Origin of the sequence: Microvirga sp. GCM10011540, assembly GCF_042650665.1 — a bacterium.
Lineage (GTDB): Bacteria > Pseudomonadota > Alphaproteobacteria > Rhizobiales > Beijerinckiaceae > Microvirga > Microvirga lenta.
In genome coordinates, this window is sequence record NZ_JBHSBQ010000005.1 from 324482 (window position 1) to 345432 (window position 20951).

Genomic DNA, 20951 nt, shown 5'->3' on the forward strand with positions numbered 1-20951 from the left:
CCTCTACAGGCGCTTCGGCGAGAGGGATGCGCGGCGCTCCGACGGCGGGATGCGGACCGTGTCGGTGATCTGCGCCTTACCCACGGACCCGGCGAGGGAATTGCCGCCGACGAAGACCTCGATGTCGCCCGCCTCGACCACATAGGTGCCGTCGTCCAGGTGGAAGCCGAGCTCCTCGACCGGAACGCGCAGCCTGACCTCCTTCGCCTCGCCTGCCTTCAGGGCGATCTTTTCGAAGGCCTTCAGCTCCCGCAGCGGACGGCTGCGGCTGGCCACCGGATCGCGCGTGTAGAGCTGCACCACCTCCTGGCCGTCGCGCGAGCCCGTATTGGTGACGGTGACCGAGACCTCCAGGGTGTCGCCCGACGACAGGCGCGGCGTGACGATGGCGGCGTCCCTGTAGGCGAAGCTCGTGTAGCTGAGACCCCAGCCGAAGGGGTAGAGCGGCGTGACCGCCTCGTCGATGTAGCCGAGAGTGAAACGGTTGTTGGCGAGGGTCGGCCGGCCGGTCGGGAGGCGGTTGTAGTAGATCGGCATCTGCCCGGCGGTCCGCGGCCAGGTGAGGGGGAGCTTCGCGCTGGGATTGGCGTCGCCGAACAGGACGTCCGCAACGGCCGTTCCGCCCTCGGTTCCGGGATACCACGCCATCAGGATCGACGGAATCCGGTCGGCGAGGGCGCCCAGCTCGAGCGGGCGGCCGCCCAGCAGGACCAGGGCGATGGGCTTGCCGGTGGCGGCGAGCGCCTCCAGCACCTCGACCTGCTTGCCGTTGAGGGTCGTGCGGGCGCGGGAAGCGGCCTCGCCCGACAGCTCCTGCGGCTCGCCGAAGACGGCGACCACGAGGTCCGCCGCCTGTGCCGCCGCCACGGCGGCGGGAAGCTGCTCCGTGGTCCGGCAGAACTGGTCGCAGGCGGGCGCATGCGTAACCGCGATTCCCGCTCCTTGAGCCCGCCGGCGGATGCCGTTCAGGATGGTGACCGTGTCCTCGTCATGGCCGCGGGCGGCATGGGGCCCCAGGTGGTCGCGCGGGGAATCGGCGAGGGGGCCGACCACCGCGATCGAGCGGATGCCGGGGGCGACCGGCAGCACGTTGTCCCGGTTCTGGAGCAGGACCAGGGTTTCGCGCGTGACCTCGCGGGCGGCCGCGCGGGATTCCGGTGAGGGGAAGACCGAATCGACACGGGAGGGATCAACGTCCGGGCGGTCGAAGAGGCCCAGCCGCATCTTGGTGCGCAGCACGCGCCGGGCAGCCTCGGTTACGACCGCTTCCGGCACGCGGCCCGAGCGCACCTCGTCGGGAAGGTGCTTGATGTAGAGCTGGCCCATCATGTCCATGTCGACGCCGGCCAGGATCGCCTTTCTGGCCGCCTCCGCGCCGTCCGCCGCGATGCCGTGGCCGATGAGCTCATGGATGCCCGCCCAGTCGGACGTGACGAAGCCGTCGAAGCCCCACTGATCGCGCAGCACCTCCGTCAGGAGCCAGGGATTGGCGGTGGAGGGCATGCCGTTCAAGGCGTTGAAGGCGGCCATGAAGCTGGCCGAGCCCGCCTTCACGGCGGCGCGGAACGGGGGGAGATAGATGTCGTACATCTCCGCGGGCGGAATGTAGGTGGTGTCGTAGTCGCGTCCGCCCTGCGGCGCGCCGTAACCCGCGAAGTGCTTCGTCGCCGTGGCGAGACCGCCCTTGCGGAAGCCCTCCACCCGCGCGGCGGTGAGCACCGACCCGAGATGCGGGTCCTCTCCGAACCCCTCGACGATCCGGCCCCAGCGGCTGTCCCGCGACAGGTCGGCCATGGGCGCGAAGGTCCATTGCACGCCCACATGGGAGGCCTCCTTCGCGGCCCATTCGGAGGCAAGCCGCGACAGGCGCGGACTGAAGGCCGCCGCCTCGCCGAGGGGCAGGGGGAATTGGGTGCGGAAGCCGTGGAGGACGTCGAGGCCGAAGATCGGCGGGATCTTGAGCCGGGACTGGCGTGCGAGCGCCTGGGCCCGGGCGACGTCCTCGGCGTTGTTGAAGTTGAGCAGGGCTCCGGTGCGCCCCGCCGCGATGTCCTCCCAGCGCAGGGGCGGGCCATGGGAGATCAGGTTGAGCTGGCCGATCTTTTCCTCAAGGGTCATCTGTCCGAGCAGGTTCTCGACCCGGCGCTCGATCTCGTCCTGCGCGCCCGCTCCCATGGCAGCGCCGAAGAACAGACCGCAGGCAAGGGCAGCCCGCGCTAGGGCCGAGAGACAAAAGAACCGCACCGTCATCTCCATAAGAGGCACGAAAACTTTATCGCGAGAGGATCTCGCTCCATTTTCGTTCGTGCTACAAGGACGAGCGTGGGAAGTGGCGTCTCGACGGCCCCAGGTCAATTCAATTGTTCGAAGGATGAGATGCATCGCCTGCCCTTCACCGTAACGTTCGCGCTGGCGGCCTCCGCCCTCCTCCTGCTCCTGTCGGCTGCGGGCCTGGCCGGCGCCGCCTTCAGCCGGCAGACCGATCTGATCCTGCTCTCGGCAGCCGTCTTCACCATCGTCGCGGCCGCCTCCGCCGTGCTGGTGGGGCAGCAGGTGGCGAAACTGCTGCGGGAGACGAAGAAGCCCTACCGCGTTCTGGCGGTGGAGACGCCGCGATCCAGGCCGAAGCAGGACGCTTCCGCGTCGCCTGCCCCGGCCGTATCGAATCCGTCCGACGACGAACCGGATCTCCGCCGCCTGCAGAAGCTGGAGGCGTTCGAGCACCTGCGCGACGGCATCGTCCACGACCTCAACAACAAGCTGATGGTGATCAGCGCGAACATCGATTCCGTGGCGCGGCACCTGAAGGATCAGCCCGCCCTGCAGCGCAAGCTCCTGTCGGCGCTCGTCGCCTCCGACCAGGCGGCGGGCCTCATCGCCCGGGCGGCCACCTTCGCCCGTCAGCCGCAGGCGCAGGTCAGGCACATCGATCTTGCGGACCGGATCGGGTCCGTCGCCGCGCTCATGAGCCGCTCCCTCCTCCGGGACACGGTCGAACTGCGCCTGAGCGTCGAGGACGGGCTCTGGCCCGTCGAGGTGGACCAGGACGATCTGGAAACGGCCATCGTCAGCCTCAGCGCCTATGCGCGCGATGCCCTGACGCAGGGCGGGGCCATCACCCTCGAGGCACGCAACGTCCAGGTCGAGCGGGGATCGCTGACGGATCTCACCCTCGGGGGCGACTTCGTCCAGCTCGTCATCGGCGGCGCCGGAGGCGAAGAGGCGATTTCGGGGGGCGAGAGCGGGCAGGAACGGGCTTTCACCCTGCGCGACATCGACCTGTCCGCTTGGCTCCGGCTGAGCCGGAGCCTGCACTTCCTCAAGCCGCTCGGCGGCGCCGCGGAGGTTCGCAACACCGACACCGGAACGGCCATCATCCTGTATCTGCCCCGGGCGAAGGCCGTGACCTCCCTCGGGTCCCGGCTGCCCCACGAGGAGGCGGCAGAGAGCGGAGCCGTGCGCCGCGATACCGAGATCCTCGTGGTCGACGACGAGGTCGAGGTGGCGCTGGCCCTGCAATCCATGCTGGAGGAATCCGGCTATGTGACCCGGGTCGCCACCAATGCCGGCCAGGTGATGAAGGGCCTCCAGGTCCGCACGCCGGACCTCGTGCTCACCGATGTCTCCATGCCGGGAACCATGAACGGCATCGTGCTCGCCCGGGAGATCCGTCAGGCCTTTCCGGCGCTGCCGATCCTTCTGATCACCGGCAACCCCGCCGTCGAGGGGGAGGGCGATTATCCGCTTCTTCAGAAGCCCATCGTCAGCCGCGACCTTCATGCGGCGATCCAGCGGCATCTGAAGCCGCCGGAGGAGAACAAGGTCGTGCCGCTGTTCCCCCGAGCGTCTCGGCAGGGCTCCTAGCGAGCTGTGTGAGAGATCGTCTTCGTCGGCTTCAGGCCAGGGCGGCTTCCAGGGGCGCCCGCGCGTTCTTGGACGCTTCGGTCAGGGCGGCGAACAGGCGTTGCTGCGGTTTCTTCCAGACGAGCAGTTCCGGGTGCCACTGCACGCCGAGGAGGAAGGGGGCGCTCTCGCTCTCGACCGCCTGCACGATGCCGCTTTCGTCCTGGGCGGCGACTCTCAGCCCGTCTCCGAGCTTGTCCACGGATTGATGGTGCAGGGCGTTCACCTGGCAGGGGTTGCAGCGCAGGATCCGGTCGAGCTTGGAATCGTGGACGATCGCCACCTGCTTGCGCGGCAGGACGGTGCGCATCTTGGGCGCCTGGACATAGACCTCGTAGATATCCGTATGGAGCGTGCCTCCGAGCGCCACGTTGATCATCTGCGAGCCGCGGCAGATCCCGAGAACCGGCAGCTGCAGGGGCAGGGCGGCTCTCAGGAGGCCGAGCTCCAGCGCGTCCCGGTCGGGATCGATGCGCACGTCCGGCAACACCTGGCCGCCGTAGATCTCGGCGCCGATATCGTCGCCGCCGCCGATGACCAGCCCCTGCAGGGGCTCCTTGGGCAGGGCGTCGCCGGGGGTCAGCCGCACGCTGCGGGCGCCGACCCGCCACAGGGCGAGGCGGTGCATGAGATAGCTGCGCCATCCGCCCCGCCTCGACGTGGTGACACCGATGAGAGGCGGCTTCATGACAGGACGACCTGCTCGACGACGTTGGCCCAGCTCTTGTCCTCGCCCTCGAAGGACAGGTAGGCGGCGCCGACCGAATCCAGCCTGTCCCGGTCGGCCGCCAGCCGCTCCACGGCCACCCAGCGGTTCCAGTCGGGCGCGATGCTCCATCCCGGATCGCTCACGCGGGCGTCGGGCAGCCGGTAGTGAAAGGTCGGCCGGCCGTTGATCTTCTCGTTGGGCAGCACCGCCCGCACCCGTGCGGCGTCGAGATGATGCAGGAGGGGCAGGAGGTCGAGGTCCCGGTTCCGGGTCGGATTGGCTTCGAGGTAGTCGTCGATGAAACGCGGGATGTCGGGCCAGTAATCGGGAGCGGCGATCCGGCGGATGTACTCGACGGGGAAGGGATCCGCGAAGCCGAGGAGGTCGCGGGTCGGGTCCGGCGCGACCTCGCGCCGAAGCCACGGGTTGAGCAGCGCGAAGCTCTTCATGAAGGCGGCGACCGTCGCCGCGTCCTGCCGCGGAATTTCCGGGTTGAAGTGCAGGCCGAAGGCATAGAAGGGACCGTCCTGCGTCCCCTTCGCGCCGGTCTCCCGCAGGATGTCGAGAACCCGGTCCAGCTCCCGCAGGCGGTCGATCGGAACCGGCGCCGAGACGAGCTCGCACGGGACGAGATAGCTGGCCGCGAAGCCGAACCAGGCGGCGATGCGGGGCAGGACCCGGCCCTGCACCTTCTTCCGCTTGGCGGGATGCAGGATGCGGCTGTCGAGCTCGACCGTCATGTCGCCGATGGAGGAGCCCCTGAGCGCGAAGGCGTGGGGGTCCTCCTCCAGGACCTCGCCGCCGAGGGCGCCCTGAAGCGCGCGGACCGTCCTTTCCGCGGACGGGCCGACGAACTCCACCTCCACCCCGACGGTTCGCACATGCCCTTGCTCGTTGTGCAGGATCGGGGGCATCGCGAAGTCGATCGAGGTGGGAAGCGCGGATTGCGCCATCGTAATCTCCGAAACAGCAGTGCTCAGATGAACGGAACCGCTGTGGTCAGGTTCCGCTTCCCTCCGTTTCGCCCGCATCCGCGGCGGGAGGTGTGGTCTTTCGGACGCGCTTGAGGCAAAAGCCTGCCATCATGATTGCGCGAATCGCACCGAAGGAGCGGGCAGCCTGGGCAGCCGAGCTGCGCGCCACCCTGGCCCTGGGCTGGCCCCTGATCCTGACCAACGTGGCCCAGAACGCCCTGATGACGTCCGACGTCATCCTCATGGGCCGGCTCGGCTCGGGGGCGCTGGCGGCGGGGGCGCTCGGCACGAATCTCTACTTCGCCTTCCTCATCTTCGGGATCGGCCTCGTCAGCGCGACCTCGCCGCTGATCGCGGAGGAGCTCGGCCGCAGGCGCCATTCCGTGCGCGAGGTGCGCCGCACCGTGCGCCAGGGCTTCTGGGCCGCCGCCGCCGTGGCGGTGCCGATCTGGATCGTCTCCTGGAACGGCGGGGCGATCCTGCTCGCCATGGGGCAGGAGCCCGTCCTGGCCCGGGAGGCGGGCGAATACATGCGGGCCCTGCAATGGAGCCTGCTGCCGTTCCTGTTCTACCTGGTCCTGCGCTCCTTCCTGTCCGCCCTGGAGCGCCCGGGCTGGGCCCTCGTCATCGGCCTCCTCGCGGTGCCGGTGAATCTCGCGGCGGCCTATTGCCTGATGTTCGGCACCTTCGGCCTGCCGGCTCTCGGCCTCGTCGGCGCCGGCTACGGCACGGTGATCTCGAGCGCCTTCATGTTCGTGGCCCTCGCCGTGGTGATCAGCTACGACCGCCAGCTCAGGCGCTATTTCCTCTTCGGCCGCTTCTGGCGGACGGACTGGCCGCGCTTCCGCACCCTATGGCGCATCGGCGTTCCCATCGGGCTCACCCTTGCCTTCGAGGTGACCATCTTCAACGCGGCCGCGCTCCTGATGGGGCGGATCGGCGCGAACGAACTCGCCGCCCACGCCATCGTCCTGCAGATCGCATCCTTCTGCTTCATGGTGCCCTTCGGCTTCGGCCAGGCCGTGACGGTGCGCGTCGGACGCGCCTTCGGCGCACAGGACGCGCAGGGCGTCACCCGGGCGGGCTGGACGGCCTTCGCCCTCGGCGTCGGCTTCATGGGCTTCACGGCGATGCTCATGCTCTTCGCGCCGCGTCTCCTGATCGGCCCCTTCCTCGATCTGGACGATCCGGCGAACGCGCCGGTGATCGGATATGCCCTGACCTTCCTGGTATTCGCCGCCATCTTCCAATTGGCGGACGGCGCGCAGGCGGTGGGGTCGGGTATGCTGCGCGGCCTGCAGGATACGCGCGTGCCCATGATCTATGCCGCCTTCGGCTATTGGGGCATCGGCCTTCCGCTCGGCGCGGCGCTGGCCTTCGGAACGGAGCTGCGCGGTATCGGCATCTGGATCGGCCTGGCCACCGGCCTGACGGTGGTCGCCGCGCTGATGCTCTGGCGCTGGCTTCGCCGGGACCGGCTCGGCCTGGTCACGGCGCCGGACGTGGTCCCGGTGCCGGCCTGAACCTCCGTCAGCGTGGGCGTTCGGCCCTCGCGAGGAAGCGCAGCAGCTTCGTGGCCTGGACGAGCCGCTCCTCCGGCGAGTCGGCGGAACGGGTCCAGACGAGACGGTCGTTGCGCCATTCCAGCGCGCCGTTCGACTTGGCGATGGCGCGATTAATCGTGTTCCGGTCCGCCTTGTCGCCGAAGGTCAGGGCAATCGCCTGGGGGCCGGCATCGATCCGCGCCACCGCACGGTCGCGGCACTGCTCCCGCAGACGGGCCAGTGCGACGAGCCGCTCGACCGCCGCCGGCGGCGGGCCGAACCGGTTCCGGATCTCGTCCTCGAGAGCGTCGACCTCGTCCTCGTCCTCCAGCCGTGCCAGGCGTGCATAGAGGTTGATGCGAACCTCGACCTCGGGGACGTAATCTTCGGGGACATGGCCCGGGGCGTCGATGTTCAGTTCCGGCGGAGCCTCGTCCGCGCCGTTTTCGCCACGGGCCCCGGCCAGGGCCTTGGACAGGAGATGCTGATAGAGCGACACGCCGATCAGCTTCATGTGCCCTGCCTGATCCTCCCCGAAGAGGTCGCCGGCCCCGCGCTGGTCGAGATCGCGGGCGCTGATCGCGAAGCCTGCGCCCAGACGGTCGAGGCTTTCGAGCGTCTCCAACCGCTTGCGCGTGGAGCGTGCGAGGGGACGGGCCGGATCGGTCAGAAGATAGGCGATGCCCCGCACGCGGCTGCGGCCGACCCGGCCCCTAAGCTGGTGAAGCTGGGCCAGCCCGAACCGGTCCGGGTGCCAGATCAGCATCGTGTTCGCGCAGGGCACGTCGAGCCCGCTTTCGATGATGTTGGTCGCCAGCAGGACGTCCCCTCCTCCGTCTGCGAAGCGGACCATGGCGTCGTCGATCTCCGCAGGCGGCATCCCGCCGTGAATGACGACGGTTTCGAGTTCCGGAACGATCTCCGCCAGCCTTCGCGAGAGGGGTTCGATGTCCTCGATGCGCGGGCACACGAAGAAGCTCTGTCCGCCCCGGCGCTGCTCCCGGAGCAGCGCCTCCCGCACCGTCGTCTCGTCGAACGGAATGAGGAAGGTGCGGATCGGCTGGCGCTGCGAGGGCGGCGTCGCGATGACGCTGAGATCCTGCAACCCGACGAGGGCCGCCTGCAGGGTGCGCGGGATCGGCGTGGCGGTGAGGGTGAGGAGATGAATGTCCTGCGCGAGGTTCCGAAGCTTCGTCTTCTGGGCGGCGCCGAAACGCTGCTCCTCGTCGATCACCACGAGCCCGAGATCGGCGAAGCGGACGCCTCTGCCCGAAAGCGCATGGGTGCCGACCACGATGCGGATCGTCCCGTCGGCGATCCCTGCCTTCACGGCCTTCGCGTCCCCAGGGCTGACGAGGCGCGACAGGTGGCCGACCCTGATGCCGAGGCCCTCGAAGCGCCGCTCGAAGGTCTTCACGTGCTGGCGCACCAGCACCGTGGTGGGTGCGACGACGGCGACCTGCTTGCCGGCCAGCGCCGCGGCGGCGGCGGCGCGCAGGGCGACCTCGGTCTTGCCGAAGCCGACATCGCCGCAGACGAGCCGGTTCATGGGGCGTCCCGAGGCGAGATCCGTCAGGATGGCGGCAATCGCGGTGGTCTGGTCCGGCGTTTCCGAGAACGGGAAACGGGCCGCGAAGCGTTCGTAGGAGGCTCGCGGCGGCACGAGTTTCGGCGCCTCCGCCTCGTTGCGCGCCTGGACCGCCGTAATGAGCCGGGCCGCGCTTTCGGCGATTTCCGCCTCCACCTTCGCCCGCCTCTTGGCCCAGGCATCCCCGTCGATCCGGTCGAGAGTGACGGCCTCGGCCGAGGCGCCGTAGCGCCAGACCCGGTCCATCTCGTCGACCGGCACCATCAGGGTCGCCTCGTCGGCGTAGGACAGGCGCAGGAGGTCGGCCGCCGTGCCGTCGGCCAGGACGCTTTCGAGGCCGGTGAGGACGCCGAGCCCGTGATCCCGGTGAACGACCACGTCGCCGAGGCGGAATTCGAGCTCGGTGCCGGCGATGTCGGTGGGGCGGATGCCCTGTTCGATGGCGGCACGGGCGCGGCTGCCGATCACGTCGGCCGCGGCGATCGCGACGGTTCCGCTCTCCCTGTCCCGGAAGCCTTGGTCGAGGGGGAGCGCCAGCGCCAGAACGCGTCCGGGCGCCGCCTCCACGGCCGACCAGTCCTTCACGGTCTCGACCGGCGTATCGGCGTCGTCCGCGAGCGCCCTCAGAAGCGGGCGCAGATCCGCTTCGCCCGCGCCCGCCAGAACGACCCTGCGGTCCTGATCGAGCTCATCCAGCACGAAATCGGCGAAGCGGCGGAACGGTCGCGCGTGGGTGGCGAAGACCGGGGGCGGCGCGAGGTCCGGATCGTCGGGATTTTCGGACAGCCGCGTCACGGAAGCGGCGTCGAGATACGCCGCCCATTCCTGTTCGGTCAGGTACAGGCGGTCGGGGGCGAGAGATCTCCCGCCTTCCGCCCGTTCGGGCCGCAGCTTCGTGCGGCTCTCATGGGCGTCCCGGATCTGTTCCCATGCGGCGGCGATGCGTGCCTCGGCTCCCGCGTCGAGGAACACCGACGCATCTGGAAGAAGCGTCGGCAGATCGTCGAGGCGCTCGAAGAACTCCGCAAGCCGGTGCTCCGAGCCAGGGGCGGGAAAGTCTGCTTCTCCCCCTCCCGTCGCGAAGTGCTCGGAGGCAGGAAGCAGCCGCAGCTCCGGCATCTCGCCTTCGGCGAGCTGGCTCGCGGCATCGAACGGGCGCAGGGCGACGATGCGGCCCTCGTCGTGCTCCACCCGGACCGGGGTTTCCGTGCCGGCCGGGTAGATATCGAGAACCTGTCCGCGCAGGGCCGCTTCCCCAGGCTCGTCCACGCGCTCGTCGAGGATGTAGCCGAGGCGCCGGAGCCCTTCCTCGATGCGCTCGTGCGACAGGTCATCGCCCGGTCTCAGGACGAGCTCTGCCCGGGCAAGCTCGGTTCGGGGAGGCACGCGCTGGAGCACGCCCAGCGGCGTGGTGACGAGAATGGGCGCGGTCTTCCGATCCTCCGCGAGCGCCTTGAGGATGGCGAGGCGGCGGCCCATCACGCGCCGGGATGGCGGGGCGCGGTCGTAGGGAAGGCAGTCCCAGCGCGGAAAGAGCATCGTGGGCAGATCGGGCGCGAGGACGGCGAGAACTCTGACGAGATCCGCGGCCCTGCGTTCGCTTGCGGCGACGATCAGCATTCCCGATGGGCTGGTCCGGGCCTGCCGCAGGATCGCGAGGGCGCTCTCGCCCAGTCGTCCTGCGGTTTCGATCGTCCGGAAGGTCGGCGCCGACGAGCGGCTCGCTTGTTTCAGGGTCCGGGGCGCCATGGTCTCTCCGCGTTGCACGGGACAACTCGCGGAGGCTCCTCCTGTTCAACCTCGATAGTGCCGCAGGCGCCGGATCAGGATGCGTTCGCGAGCCACGGCACGATCTGCGAGAGATCGACCGGGGCGAAGCGCGTTCCTTCCTCCGTCACGCGCACCTCCTCCACGATGACGCGCCGCCAGCGGGTGAGCTGAGCCAGGGCTTCCTGCACCAGCTCCTCGGGTGCCGAAGCACCTGCGGTGAGGCCGATCACCGCCACCCCGTCGATGAAGGACAGCGTCAGGTCGCGCGGATCCTGAAGGAGGAGGGCAGGCCGGCCCTCGCTCTCCGCAACCTCGCACAGGCGGTTGCTGTTCGACGAGTTGCGCGCGCCGCAGACGATGACGCGCTCCGCCCGCTTGGCGATGACCCGCACGGCCATCTGCCGGTTCTGCGTCGCGTAGCAGATCGTCTTGGTGTCGGGCCCCTGGATGGCGGGGAAGCGGGTCTTGAGGGCCGCGATGATCTCGCGCGTATCGTCCACGGACAGAGTGGTCTGGGTGATGTAGGCGACACGCTCCGCGTCGGCGACCTGCACCGTCAACGCTTCCGCCACCGTGGCCACCACGTGGACCGTGCCGTCGATGCGGCCGAGCGTGCCCTCGACCTCCACATGCTGGCGATGGCCGATGACGATCACCTCGCGCCCGGCCCGCGCGTGACGCTGTCCTTCCAGATGGACGCGACGGACGAGCGGACATGTGGCGTCGAGCACCGAGAGGTTTCGCCGTGCCGCCTCGCGCTCCACCGCCTCCGGGACCCCGTGGGCGCTGAAGATCGCGACGGCGCCGTCGGGGATGTCGGACAGGTCGTCGACGAAGACGGCGCCCTTTTTCCTGAGATCGTCCACCACGCGTCCGTTATGGACGATCTCGTGCCGGACATAGACGGGCTTGCCCGTTCGGGCGAGCGCATCCTCGACACTCTGGATCGCCCGTTCGACACCGGCGCAGAACCCGCGCGGCGTCGGCAGCAGGACGGTCAGGGGCGCGTGATCGCCGGTCATGCGGCGTCCTCCACCTTGAGCGAATGGGGAAGCGACGCCGGCAGGCGCGTTCTCCGGGCATGGCCGAGCGCGGCCACCGCCTGCTCGCCGGCCGTGACGGCGCTCTCGATGGTGGCCGGCAGGGAGCCGATCCAGTCGCCCGCCAGGGCGACGTTCGAAAGCGGGAGCAGGGGCGGCTGGGGAAGGGGGCTCGCCGCCTGCCGGATCGTGGCGCGCTTCTCCTTCACGACCCGCGCCTCCGGCTGGCGGTCCGCATCCGCCTCGAGACCGAACACGCGCAAGGTCGGGGCGATCTCCCGCCAGATGAGGGCCGCCACCTCCTGGCCGTCCCGGTCGATCACGGAGGCCGCCGCCGAGACCGTGACGCTCACATGGTCGTCCCGCACCAGCACCCATTGGGCCAGCGTGCCGGTGAAGCCGATGAAGCGCGGCCGGTCGAGGCCGCACAGGCGGTAGTGAATGTTGAGGATCGGCTCGAACCGGTCGGGAACGGGGAGCTCGGGCATGAGCCGTGCGATCTCCCATGGCGGCAGCGCCAGGATCACCTGGTCTTCCGGCCCCAGGGCGACGGTCCGGTCGCTCAGGGCCAGACCGATGGCGCGGTTGTTGTTGGTCAGGACCGCCCGCAGGCGCTGCCCCGTGAGGAGAGGCACGCCACGCTTCGTCAGGGTGCGAAGGGCGGGCTCGACGAGGTCTTCGTTCAGTCCATGGCGCGCGACGAGGAGCCTGCCCGACCCCGGACGAAGCAGGCGCCGGATGGCGCAGCCGAGACGCTGGGAGGAGGCATCCGCCGCCGGTGTGTTGAGCACAGCGACCGTGAGGGGCTCGATCAGGTTCTCGAGGATCGGCCGTTCCCCGATCAGGTCGGCCACGGGCCTGTCCGCCGACGAGAAGGCGAGGCGAAGGAGGCATCCGAGGTCGAAAAGCCCGAGGCCCTCGGGCCGACGCGCCGGGTTCAGCCACGACCAGGGAGAAAGGCCGATGCGCCGCGTCCGCCCGCTTCTCGCGCTGTGGATCGGAAGGCCCCCGGGCTCGGGCTCGATCCAGCGATGCCTGGCCTTGACGGCGTCCAGGAAGGCGAGGGCGCGCCGGTTGGCCGCGAAGAGAACATGGGTGCCGTTGTCGTGGCAGAATCCGGCCCCGGGCTGGATCGTCCTGCAGCGCCCGCCCGCCTGGGGCGCGGCTTCGTACAGAAATGCCTCCCCGCCTTCCGCCGTCGCCGCGAGGGCCGCGCTCAGGCCCGCCAGTCCCGCGCCGACGATATGCGTGCGCCTTGCCATCATGCTGCCCTCATGGCTCGGGTGAAGAGCTGCAGTCTGTCCGTGGCCGTCAGCTGAAGCTTGCCGGTCCGCGTGCCCCAGCCGCGGACCTCGAGACGGTCCAGGATGCGCCGATAGCTTTCCATCATCAGGATCGCCGGCTTGAGGCTGGAGCGGTCGAGCCGTGTGAGAGCCTCGTCCGCTGCCGCGAAGGCCGCTCGCGCATCGGCGGCAAGGGTCTCGCAGACGCGGGCGAAACGCGGATCCGCCACGAGCACGGCAGCCGGCGCGTCGGTCATGCCCAGCTGGGCGAGGCGCGAGAGGGGAATGTAGACGCGCTCGCGCGCCGCATCCTCGTCCACGTCGCGCAGGATGTTCACGAGCTGCAGCGTACGCCCGAGCTGTACGGCGAAGTCGTGCGCCCGCGGCGCTCCGAAGATGCGAATCGACAGGGCCCCGACCGAACCGGCGACGCGGCGCGCGTACTGGTCCAGGGCGCGGTCGTCGGCAAGGCGGACCCGGTCGGCGCAATCGGTCTCCATGCCGTCGATGAGCGCATGGCATTCCTCCACCGGCAGCTTGTAGAGGCTCGACGCCCGCGCCAGCTCCCGTCCGATCGGCGTCTGCGGCGCGCGGTGGAGACGGTCGATCTCCCGGCGCCACTCGGCCAGGAAGCGGCGCTTCTCCGAAGCCGGCGCGATGCCGTCCGCAATGTCGTCGACGGCGCGGCAGAAGGCGTAGACCGCATGGATGGCGCGCCGCCGCTCCTGCGACAGGCTCTGCATGCCGAGCCGGAAGGAGGAGCCCGAACGCATCACGGCTGCCGCCGTCACGCGGGGATCCGAAGTGGCGGGGCGAGCGCCCGTCGCACCGAACCCGCCGAGGAAGGCCCGGGCGGCGTCGATGCGGCCGATCCGGACCCGGGTCAGGACAGGGTCGTGCTGGCGCAGCCGCCGGCTCAGGCGCTCCGCGAGAATGATCGTCGCGATGCTCTGGGCGCGCAGGCGCCGGTTCTGCAGCCGCTCGGGCAGGGCGCGCGCCCGGTCGATCAGATCGTCGACCCGGTCGAGCATGGCGTCGAGAACGTCCCTGCGCCGGGATACGCGCGAGGGTTCGAAGAAGGCGGTCTCGCCACCCGCCCGGTCGAGCCACGCGAGCGGGACATAGATGCGGTTGAGGGTCTCCCGGTCGGCGCGGCAATCCTGAAGGTGGTTGAGGATCTGCAGCGCGGTGCAGAGGGCGTCTGCGGGTCCTTGAGCCGCCTCGCATTCCCGGTGCAGCCGCAGGAGGAAGCGCCCGACGGGCTCGGCCGACAAGGTGCAGTAGGATGTGAGCTCCGACCAGTCGAGATAGCGCGCCTTGACCACGTCCTGGCGGAAGGCGCGAAGAAGGCTGCGCGCCTCCGCGATGCCGGTGCCGTAGCGCCCGTCCACCGCGTGCAGGCGCGCCGCTTCGGGACAGGCGGCATCGCCCGAGACCAGGGCCTGTTCGAGAGTCTCGAGCCGGATCAGCTTCTCGGGCGCGGACAAGTCTGGAGCATCGGCGATGTCGTCGGCCATGCGCGCGAAACGGTAGAAGGCCAGCACCGCGCCGCGATGCTCGCGCGAGAGCAAGAGGGAGGCGACCGGGAAGTTCTCGTCCTGCGGGCGCTTCGTGGCTTGCAAGGGAGCCGTCTCCATATGCGTTACCCTACGGGATAGAGCCTGCCCTTCCACCCGGCGCGGCGTGCCGATCCGATCCGCAGGAGCACGCTCCATTGGATCGCCAGACCCACCAGGATGGTGAAAGGATGCAGGGGAATGGACAATGGGTTCTCGCGCGTCGCCACGGTCACGATGGCGCGAGTGCCCAGGGACAGGAAGGCCGCCAGCGCGATGGGAACCGAAGGGGCGATGGCGAGAAGCACGAACGGCAGGACATGGCCGCCGAAGAGAAGGACGGTCCAGACCGGCAGGGCCACGGGTGTCGCCATTCCCTCATGGGCATTCTTGGCGAAGCCCGCCCAGGCCTCGCGGAAGCTCTTGTACATCCGGCAGGAGGCGAGGCGGTCGCCGGGCAGGAGATCGGTCATGTAGCCCTTCCGGCGGAAGAGGCGGGCGAGCTGGATGCCGTCATGGATGAGGGAGCGGATCGCTTCGTGCCCGCCCGCGGCGCGGTAAGCCTGCGCCTCGACAAGAACGAGCTGGCCGCAGGCCGCGCCGAGGCCGGGATCCCGCGAGAGGCGCATGAATCCCATGGGAAGATAGCCGAGCATCAGGAAGTTGATGGTCGGCACGATCAGCCATTCGCCGAGCGACTTCATGATTTGGCGCGGCACGGCGCTCACCAGCTTCGCATCGCTGGCCTGGGCGTGACCGGCAAGGATCGCGGCCGCGTTGGGCGCAAGGCGCACATCCGCATCCGCGAACAGGAAATGCGTGCCGCGCGCGGCCAGCGCGGCGTGATGGCAGGCATGGACCTTTCCGGTCCAGCCGTCCTCCAGGGGAGGAGCCGTGAGGAGCCGCACGCGTCCGTCGCGCGCCGCATAGGCGCGCACGATCTCGGCGGTGGCATCGGTGGAGCCGTCGTCGATCACGAGAACTTCGACCGGTACTCCGACGCTCGCCAGGGCGCAATCCAAGGCCGGCGCAATGTTCGTCGCCTCGTTGCGCGCCGGAACGATGATCGAGACCAGGGTATCCGCCTGGGGACGATGCCTCGGGGTGCCCTGCAGAACGGCGAGGTTCATGAACGCCAGCACGGCGGGGAAAGCGGCCAGCACCAGCAGGACGAGCCCGAGCGCAATCATCATGGACGGTGCCCCTCGTGCGATGGATCGAATCTGCGTCCGGTCAGGGCCGCCGCCACGCGACGCCAGCCGTCATAGATGCCGCCAATGCCGGAACGGCCTTCGAGGACGATCCGGAATCTGTCCGGATCGCGGCTTTCGACATCGGCGCTCAGACGGTCGAGCGTTTCCGCAAGCGTGCTCTCGAGACGTTCCAGGCGGGCGGTGCGGGGCTGACCGACGAGATCGCGTCCCTGCATCGGCGGCCCGAAAGCGATGAAGGCCTCGGCGCCGCGTTCCGCCCAGAAGGCGTATTCGACGGCGAGCGGCACGATGGTGCAGTCAGGGGCGAGTTCGACGAGGCGCGCCACGCCGGGCCTGAGGCCGAGCGGGCGCTCCCGCACATCGCTGAAGCGGCCCTGCGCAGTGATCCAGAGCGCGCGTCGATGGGAAGAGAGGATGTCCTTGCTCGCCTTGAGAAAGGCCGCCGCGCCTCGCGGCGTGTCGAGGTCCACGCCGAAGGCTCCGATGCGGCTGAAGACGCCGTATTGCTGCAGCATGGCGGCATCGATGGGCGCGTAGCTCTCGTAGGCGGGGAGGAAACGGTCCGCGGCCAGGATGTAAACCGCCGCGTCCCACCAGGCCGGGTGGTTGGAATAGACGACGACCGGGCCCTGCTGCGGCATCGCGGGACTGCCCCACGAGGCGATCCGCAGCGCGTTCATGTGCTGCGTGAAATAGCGGCGGAAATAGGAGAGCATGAAGCGATGGACGACGGCGGAGCGGCGCGCCACCGGAGAGGCCTCCGCGGGCCGGTTCCGGCTTCGTCTTCCGGCTGCTGGGTCCGCTTCCTGTCTCAAGACACTTTCCGTACGTTCTCGCCTTTCACATCCGCATCGAGCGCGTCGGCGGCGATCCAGCCGGACATCATCACCATGGGCATGCCGGGGCCCGGATGGGCGGCGCCGCCCGCGAGGTAGAGCCCGCTCACCTGCCGGCTTCTGTTGCCGGGCTTGAACGCGCCCATGAACTTGCCGTGGCTCGCCAGGCCGTAGATCGCACCGTTCAGCACCTTGTAGCGGTCGTGGATGTCCTGCGGCGTCAGGTGGCGCTCGACGACGATGCGGCTCTCGATGTCCTCCATGCCGGCGGCGCGTTTCAGCTTGTCGAGAATGACCTGCCGGTAGGCGGGGAACATCTGCGACCAGTCGTGATGGGGGCGCAGGTACGGGGTGTGAACGAGCACGTAGAGCGCCTCGCCGCCCTCGGGCGCGACGCTCGGGTCCGTGCCCGAGGGGGCCGCGATGTAGCAGGTGGGATCGGGCGCGGGCTCGCCCTTGCGATAGATGAAGTCGAACTCCTCCTCGGGATCGCGGGAGAAGACGAAATCGTGATGGAGCAGATGGTCGTAGCGCCGGTCGAGGCCGAGATAGAGCACGACGCCGGAGCAGGCGGGCTCGAAGTCCTTCTTGGCGTAGTGGACGCCGACCTCGCCGCCCACGAGCTCCTGATAGGTGCGGATCGAGTCCATGTTGGAGATGACCCTGTCATAGGCCACCGCGTCCCCGTTCGCGGTCACGAGGCCCGTCACCGCGCCGTTCTCGATCTGGAGGGATTGCACATCCGTGTCGGGCCGGAAGGTCGCACCCAGTTCGGCGGCGAGCTTCGTCAGGGCCTCGGCCACGGCGCGGGTGCCGCCCATGGGATACCAGACGCCCTCGGCCGCCTGCATATGGGCGATGGCGCACAGAACCGCGGGCGATCCGTAGGGAGACGAGCCCACATATTGCGTGAAATGGTCGAGCATCTGCGCGAGACGGTCGTCCTTGACCTTGGAGCGGATCGTGCCGGCGACGGAGGACCCCATGCGCAGGGACAGGACGTCCCGCAGGGTGGCGGGATTCATGTTGGCGCGGATGTTGATCGTGTCGAACAGGTCCTCCACCGGCTTCCAGAAGAAGAAGCGATTGGAGATGTGATGGAGGTTCTCGGACAGCTCCTGGAACCTCCGGTAGCCGTCGCCCGCCTTCTTGCCGGGCGCGAAACGGTCCATGGCCTCGGCCATGGCGTCGACGTTCTCCAGCAGGTCGATGCGCGAGCCGTCGTCGAAGAAGCAGCGCCATTGCGGGTCCAGGCGCACGAGGTCGAGATAATCGGAGAGATTGCGTCCGGCCTCGGCGAAGATGCGCTCCAGGACGCGCGGAACGGTGAGGATGGTCGGACCCATATCGAAGCGGAAACCGCCTTCGTGCAGCACCGCCGCCTTGCCGCCAAGCCAGGGATTCTTGTCGTAGAGGGTGACCCGGTGTCCGCGCGCGGCCGCCACGCAGGCTGCCGCCAATCCCCCCAATCCGCCGCCGATGACGGCTACCGAAGTCCCCTGACTGCTCACGAATGTCCTCCAAGGAAGGCGTTGGTCCGGCCGTGCCCGCTCGTTCGATCGGTCCCGGAGAATGGGGGCATGCTCCTGACTTCTGGTTCTAGGAAGGGCATGGCCCACTTCAAGGCGAGGCACGGGTCATTGATGGGCGCCGCGCGAGCGCCGCAGGAAAAGCCCGCTCCCATGGGGGCCGGATCGACCCGGGAATGCGACGGAGGAGCGGAAGCGTGGTCCTGCATGGCGCCTCTAGCGAACGGGAACGACCACGGTCGTCGCGGGCTCCCGCACGAGAATGCGGGCCGCCTCGAAATCGGGGCGCCCGCGCCGGCCTGCGTCGTTCGAGAAGCCGTAGGGCTCGGCCGGCAGGCCGATGAAGCTGCGGTCCAGCTTCGCATTGCCGTTGCGGTCATGGAAAACCGCGATGGCATAGGAGCCGGGCTTCACGTTCCTCACCCGCAGCTCGACCCGCCCCGCCGAGGCGGGGCTGCTGGCCCTGTAGGGACAGGTCGCCTCCTCGAAGCTCCTGTCGCAGATGCCGGCATAGATCCTGTTGCCGTCCGGCGTGACGCCCTCCGCACGGATCACGAGGGTCGCCGCCTGCGCGGCGGTGCCGGCCAACACGAGAAGTCCTGCAAGGCCGAGGGACCGCATGGCCGCATCCTCACAGGGTGGCTTCGCCGACAGGGGCGAGCAGGGGCTCCTGGCCGGTGTCGCCGGCGCGGCGGCGCTCCCGGTCCTCCAGCAGCAGTCGCGTGGTGATCCGGGCGCCCTCGTAGATCACCGGCAGGCCGCTGCCTGGGTGGGTGCCGCCTCCGACCAGATAGACATTGCGCCCGAAGCGGTTGTTCGGGCGGAAGTAGAGCATCTGCGTCAGGTTGTGCGCCAGATTGAAGGTGGCGCCCTCGAACACGGCGAACTCGTCCTGCCAGTGGGTCGGGGTCACCATGCGCTCGAAGCGGATGCGGCTTTCGATGTCGCCGAGCCCGAGGCGTTTCAGTCGCTCCAGCACGATCCGCCGGTAACGCGGCGCCTCGCGAGCCCAATCGATGCCGCAGCGCAGGTTGGGCACGGGCACCAGCACGTAGAGGCTGGTGTGCCCCTCGGGGGCGAGCGACGGATCGGTCGCGCCGCCATGCTGCACATAGACCGAGGGCTCCTCGGACAGGGTGCCCTCGGTGATCTCGCGGATGTTGCGCTCGTAGTCCCGCGAAAGCAGGATCGTGTGGTGGGCCAGATCGCCGACGCCGCCCTCGATGCCGAGATAGAGCATGAAGGTTGAGCACGAGAGCTTCGCACGGTCGAGCTTCCTGTCGCGCCAGCGCGGGCGCATCGCTTCAGGCACGAGGCGGCGCATGGCGTGCCCGAAATCGCCGTTCACCACGATGGAGCCCGCCGGGACACGCTCGCCTCCCGCCTCGATCCCGACCGCCTCCCCGTTCTCGTAGAGGATGCGGTCGACCGGCGTGTTCAGGCGAATGTCGACGCCCATCTTGCGGGCGACCGCCGCCATGCCCTCCGACACCGCGCCGCAGCCGCCGATAGGGTGATAGACCCCGTGCTCGTATTCCAGGAACGACAGGATCGTGAACAGGCTCGGGCACTGGAACGGCGACATGCCCAGGTATTTGGTCTGGAACGAGAAGGCGAGCCGGACGCGCGGGTCCGAAAAGTAGCGCCGGAGGTCCTTGTCCACGCTGGAGAAGGGACGGAGCTTCGGCAGGGCGGCGATCATCGCCGGGGAAACGAGGTCGGCGGGGCTCGAAAAGGCCTGCTCCAGCACCGGGCGGAAGGCTTCCAGCTTGCCCCGGTTATCCTCCAGGAACCGGCGGACGTTCCTTGCATCCTGCGGGGCGAGGCGGGCGATTTCCTGTTCGAGGCGGGTCAGATCGGCCGTGGCGCGGATCTCGCCGCCGCCCTCGAAGACCAGGTGGTACTGAGGATCGAGGCGCTGCATCGCGACATGATCCTCGAGCCGCTCGCCGCAGGCCTCGAAGATGTTCTTGAGGATGCGCGGATAGAGGAAGAAGGTCGGGCCGATATCGAATTTGTACCCGCCGGGCGCCGTGATCGTGCGGGTGCGGCCCCCTACGGCGGCCTCCCGCTCGAAGATCGTGACCGGGATGCCTTCCTTGGCGAGGAGCATGGCGGCCGCAAGACCACCTGGCCCTGCGCCGACGACGGCGACGCGCGACGATGCGGATGGATTGGACATGAAGCGACGGCCCTCATGCGGCGCGTGGCTCCTGGGCCCGGCCGTCTGACCACAATTAGATCAGCTTCTCCGGACGACCAGATCCTCCTGCTGCAGGAGCGGGCGGGAAAAAATCCCTCGGCATGGAACAAAACGCCCGCGAGGCTATTGAGAATCAAGCTTGGCAGCTAATAAGGCTATATGTAAGATTATCCGGTTGGCAAAAAAGTATAGAATACAAAGGGAAAAACGCCGCGCCATATTCTTGCCTTGTTATGCGTCAGCTTGACTGACAAGCACAATACAAGGGGAGACTATCCTTGAAGAAGATCCTCACCCGTGCATCCTGCGTGATGCCTATTCTTTTCATGGCGGCCTGCAACACAACGGACCCCATGGCAACCGGGTCGATCTCACAGGACAAATTCGAGACAGGAAGGCAACTCCAGCGCGGCGTCGCCTCGTGGTACGGCCCGGGCTTTCACGGCCGACGCACGGCAAGCGGCGAGCGCTTCAATTCCGCCGCCATGACGGCAGCGCACCGGTCGCTGCCTTTCGGGACCAGGCTCCGCGTCGTCAACGAGAAGAACGGCCGCTCCGTGGTCGTCAGGATCAACGACCGGGGACCCTTCGCGGGGCGGCGCATCATCGACCTCGCGAAAGGCCCCGCCCAGGCGCTCGGCCTGACGGCGGCGGGCACCGGATACGTCTCCCTGCACAGGCTCGACTAGGGTTAGGCGGTTCTTAATCCCTTGCGGCGATCCTTGGCCTGATTCGGGACCAGGGGTTGCGTATTATGGAATCGAGATCGTCTGAAGCGACGAATGTCGTTCGCTTTCCGGGA

The 20951-nt window shown here is 68.8% G+C and carries 15 protein-coding genes; 3 read left to right on the forward strand and 12 right to left on the reverse strand.

Translation table 11 applies throughout. From position 1 onward, the window contains the following. Positions 1-3: 3 nt before the first annotated feature. Positions 4-2244: a beta-glucosidase BglX gene (bglX, locus tag ACFOYU_RS02210; protein WP_377032254.1), complete on the reverse strand. Its 2241-nt coding sequence runs from the start codon at positions 2242-2244 to the stop codon at positions 4-6. A 132-nt stretch (positions 2245-2376) separates the two neighbouring features. On the opposite strand from bglX, the gene ACFOYU_RS02215 reads away from it, so the two are divergent. Continuing rightward, entirely contained in the window at positions 2377-3864 is a 1488-nt protein-coding gene (locus tag ACFOYU_RS02215; protein WP_377032255.1) for a response regulator, read from the forward strand. 31 nt (positions 3865-3895) lie between these two features. Here ACFOYU_RS02215 and ACFOYU_RS02220 read toward each other — a convergent pair whose 3' ends face one another. After that, on the reverse strand, positions 3896-4591 hold the full coding sequence (locus ACFOYU_RS02220; RefSeq protein ID WP_226737678.1) for a gamma-glutamyl-gamma-aminobutyrate hydrolase family protein: 696 nt from the start codon (positions 4589-4591) through the stop codon (positions 3896-3898). Beyond that, positions 4588-5565, reverse strand: a complete 978-nt coding sequence (locus tag ACFOYU_RS02225) for an amidoligase family protein (RefSeq protein WP_226737676.1) — start codon at positions 5563-5565, stop codon at positions 4588-4590. The genes ACFOYU_RS02220 and ACFOYU_RS02225 overlap by 4 nt, the downstream gene beginning before the upstream one ends. Positions 5566-5696: 131 nt before the next feature. Between ACFOYU_RS02225 and ACFOYU_RS02230 the strand changes: the two genes are divergently transcribed. Continuing rightward, a complete protein-coding gene (locus tag ACFOYU_RS02230) occupies positions 5697-7109 on the forward strand; it encodes an MATE family efflux transporter (protein WP_226737674.1) in 1413 nt (470 codons plus the stop codon). Positions 7110-7116: 7 nt separating this feature from the next. Here the strand turns inward: ACFOYU_RS02230 and ACFOYU_RS02235 are convergent, their stop codons facing one another. The 9 genes from ACFOYU_RS02235 to crtI form a co-directional block, all read right to left on the reverse strand. After that, positions 7117-10467 carry a DEAD/DEAH box helicase gene (locus tag ACFOYU_RS02235; RefSeq protein ID WP_377032256.1) on the reverse strand — a complete coding sequence of 1117 codons (3351 nt, stop codon included), beginning with the start codon at positions 10465-10467 and terminating at the stop codon, positions 7117-7119. A gap of 74 nt (positions 10468-10541) precedes the next feature. Continuing rightward, positions 10542-11510 (reverse strand): 4-hydroxy-3-methylbut-2-enyl diphosphate reductase, encoded by a 969-nt coding sequence (gene ispH, locus ACFOYU_RS02240; protein WP_226737670.1) that lies wholly within the window; start codon positions 11508-11510, stop codon positions 10542-10544. Next, positions 11507-12793, reverse strand: a complete 1287-nt coding sequence (locus tag ACFOYU_RS02245) for an FAD-dependent oxidoreductase (RefSeq protein ID WP_377032257.1) — start codon at positions 12791-12793, stop codon at positions 11507-11509. Before ACFOYU_RS02245 ends, ispH begins: the two co-directional genes overlap by 4 nt. Further along, a complete protein-coding gene (locus tag ACFOYU_RS02250) occupies positions 12790-14433 on the reverse strand; it encodes a squalene/phytoene synthase family protein (protein ID WP_377032258.1) in 1644 nt (547 codons plus the stop codon). The genes ACFOYU_RS02245 and ACFOYU_RS02250 overlap by 4 nt, the downstream gene beginning before the upstream one ends. A 20-nt stretch (positions 14434-14453) precedes the next feature. Next, a complete protein-coding gene (locus ACFOYU_RS02255) occupies positions 14454-15557 on the reverse strand; it encodes a glycosyltransferase (RefSeq protein ID WP_377032487.1) in 1104 nt (367 codons plus the stop codon). Continuing rightward, a complete protein-coding gene (locus ACFOYU_RS02260; RefSeq protein WP_377032488.1) occupies positions 15557-16297 on the reverse strand; it encodes a lysophospholipid acyltransferase family protein in 741 nt (246 codons plus the stop codon). Before ACFOYU_RS02260 ends, ACFOYU_RS02255 begins: the two co-directional genes overlap by 1 nt. 95 nt (positions 16298-16392) lie before the next feature. Further along, positions 16393-17928 (reverse strand): NAD(P)/FAD-dependent oxidoreductase, encoded by a 1536-nt coding sequence (locus tag ACFOYU_RS02265; protein ID WP_226737663.1) that lies wholly within the window; start codon positions 17926-17928, stop codon positions 16393-16395. Positions 17929-18162: 234 nt separating this feature from the next. Next, on the reverse strand, positions 18163-18567 hold the full coding sequence (locus ACFOYU_RS02270; RefSeq protein WP_377032259.1) for a DUF2141 domain-containing protein: 405 nt from the start codon (positions 18565-18567) through the stop codon (positions 18163-18165). A 10-nt stretch (positions 18568-18577) separates the two neighbouring features. Then, positions 18578-20128 carry a phytoene desaturase family protein gene (crtI, locus tag ACFOYU_RS02275; protein WP_377032260.1) on the reverse strand — a complete coding sequence of 517 codons (1551 nt, stop codon included), beginning with the start codon at positions 20126-20128 and terminating at the stop codon, positions 18578-18580. A 374-nt stretch (positions 20129-20502) separates the two neighbouring features. On the opposite strand from crtI, the gene ACFOYU_RS02280 reads away from it, so the two are divergent. Continuing rightward, positions 20503-20838 (forward strand): septal ring lytic transglycosylase RlpA family protein, encoded by a 336-nt coding sequence (locus ACFOYU_RS02280; protein WP_226737939.1) that lies wholly within the window; start codon positions 20503-20505, stop codon positions 20836-20838. Positions 20839-20951 lie beyond the last annotated feature (113 nt).